This is a genomic window from Roseovarius sp. D0-M9, assembly GCF_037083805.1.
Lineage (GTDB): Bacteria > Pseudomonadota > Alphaproteobacteria > Rhodobacterales > Rhodobacteraceae > Roseovarius.
The window spans coordinates 1-2,130 of the sequence record NZ_JBAPKZ010000101.1 but is presented as its reverse complement, the minus strand read 5'-3'; the positions used below and the strand labels follow the sequence as shown (position 1 = coordinate 2,130).

General features: G+C 62.8%; 2 protein-coding genes. Both read right to left on the bottom strand.

Annotated elements, in window-relative coordinates:
* Positions 1-146: 146 nt before the first annotated feature.
* On the bottom strand, positions 147-911 hold the full coding sequence (gene istB / locus V8352_RS21570) for an IS21-like element helper ATPase IstB (protein WP_336426311.1): 765 nt from the start codon (positions 909-911) through the stop codon (positions 147-149).
* A partial coding sequence (gene istA / locus V8352_RS21565; protein ID WP_336426310.1) for an IS21 family transposase occupies positions 908-2,130 on the bottom strand: 1,223 nt, incomplete at its 5' end. The genes istA and istB, both read right to left, overlap by 4 nt.

Here is a 2,130-nt window from a genome sequence, read left to right as displayed (position 1 = left end):
TGTCAACGGCGGAGACAAAACCGGCCACGTGGCGGCGCAAAACCAGGCCAGTGGCGGGGTGCCAAGCGCCATGGCACGTGCGCTCCCCAGATAGCTGGCGCGTGCCATGGCGCATTGGCCCGGAGGGCCAATTCTGCAATGTGTGATCAGGTGGCGGCTTGGGCCTTTCGGGCGCGGCTTTGGCCGAGGCGATAGCTGTCGCCGTTCATCTCGAGAATGTTTACGTGGTGTGTCAGTCTGTCGAGTAGAGCGCCAGTCAGGCGCTCGGTGCCGAAGGTTTCGGTCCATTCATCGAATGGCAGATTGCTGGTGATCAGCGTGGACCCGCGCTCATAACGCTGCGAGATCAGTTCGAACAAGAGCTCGGCGCCGGTCTTGGACAGTGGCACGAAGCCCAGTTCGTCGATGATCAGCAATTTGACGCCAGCCAGCTGCTTTTGCAGGCGGAGCAGACGGCGCTCGTCTCGGGCTTCCATCATCTCGTTGACCAGCGTCGCGGCGGTGGTGAAGCTGACCGAGAGGCCCTTCTGGCAGGCCGCCAGCCCCAGCCCGAGGGCAACATGGGTCTTGCCGGTGCCACTGGGCCCCAAGGCGATGACATTCTCGCGCCGCTCGATCCAGTTGCATCGCGCGAGTTCCAGCACCTGCATCTTGTTGAGCTTTGGGATCGCTTTGAAGTCGAAGCTGTCCAGGCTCTTGGTCGTCGGGAACTTCGCGGCCTTGATGCGCCGCTCGATCATCCGCCGCTCGCGGTCGATCAATTCCAGCTCGACCAGACGCGCCAGGAACTGGACATGATCCAGCCCTTCGGCGGCGCATTGGCGGGCGAGCTTCTCGTATTCCCGCAGGAAGGTGGGCAGCTTCAGCGTCTTGAGATGATCCGCGAGCAGGATCTTCGGGATGTCGGTCATGCTGCATCCTCCGACATGAGGGCCATGTAGCTGGCCGCGGATGTGGTCTCGACGTTCGCTCGCGGCAGGTATGGGTAGACATCGAGGTCCAGCTTTGGCGGCCGTTTCTCGACGTGACACAGGACGAGGTGCTTGACGGCATCGAAGCCGACCGCCCCCAATTGCAGGGCCTTCTTTACGGCGGCATGCAGGTCGTCGATGTCGAAGGTCTCGAGCAGGCGCAGAACCTGAACATACTCGCGGCGTCCTGCCTTGATCATCCGCGCTTCCATCAGGCGGCGCAGGGTCGCGAACTCGGGCGGCAGGTCCCATTCCGCCAGGGGCGCCGCCTGGTCCAGGGCATTGATCTTCTGCTCGATCAGCGGAAGGTAATGGACCGCATCGAAGACCATGTCCTCGCGGTCGTAGCAGCGGGGATGACGGGCGATCACCTCGCCACCGCAGCCGATCACGACCACGTCGACATAGCCCCTGATCCAGACGTCACGGTGGCCGTAGGCGACGGGGACTGAGTAATCGTTGGTTTTGTAGCGCACCAGTGCCTGGGAACTGACCCGTCCGGTGACCTGATCGCAGGCATCGAATGGCGCTGTCGGCAGATCAGCCATCGCGGCCAAATCCCGCTCGAGGCGTTCCGCGATCGTCTCGGACTGGCCGCGCAGGACATCCGCCTGACGTTTGAGGCACTGTGCCTCCAGGTAATCGTTGAACGCGCCCCAGGTCGCAAACCGCGGGATCGGCACCATGAAGTTGCGGCGGGAATAACCGACCAACCCCTCCGCGTTGCCCTTGTCATTGCCCTTGCCGGGCCGCCCGTAACGATCACGGAACAGGTAATGCGACAGGAACCCGCTGAAGAGCGTGGCCCGCTGACGCGTTCCATCAGGAAGAATCTTCGCAACCAGACAGCGGTCGTTGTCGTAGAGGACCGACGCGGGCACCTTGCCGAAGAACGCGAAAGCGTGAACGTGGCCATCCACCCAAGCCTCGGCAGTGGCTGCCGGATAGGCTCGCACAAAGCAGGCATCACTGTGCGGCAGATCCATGACAAAGAAATGCGCCTTCTGCTCAATGCCACCGATGACGACCACCGCCTCGCCGAAGTCGGCTTGGGCATGACCGGGCGGATGCGCCAGAGGCACGAACATCTCGCGGCCGCGCCGTTCGCGTTGCCGCATGTAATCCTTCACGATCGTGTAGCCGCCGGTGAACCCGTGCT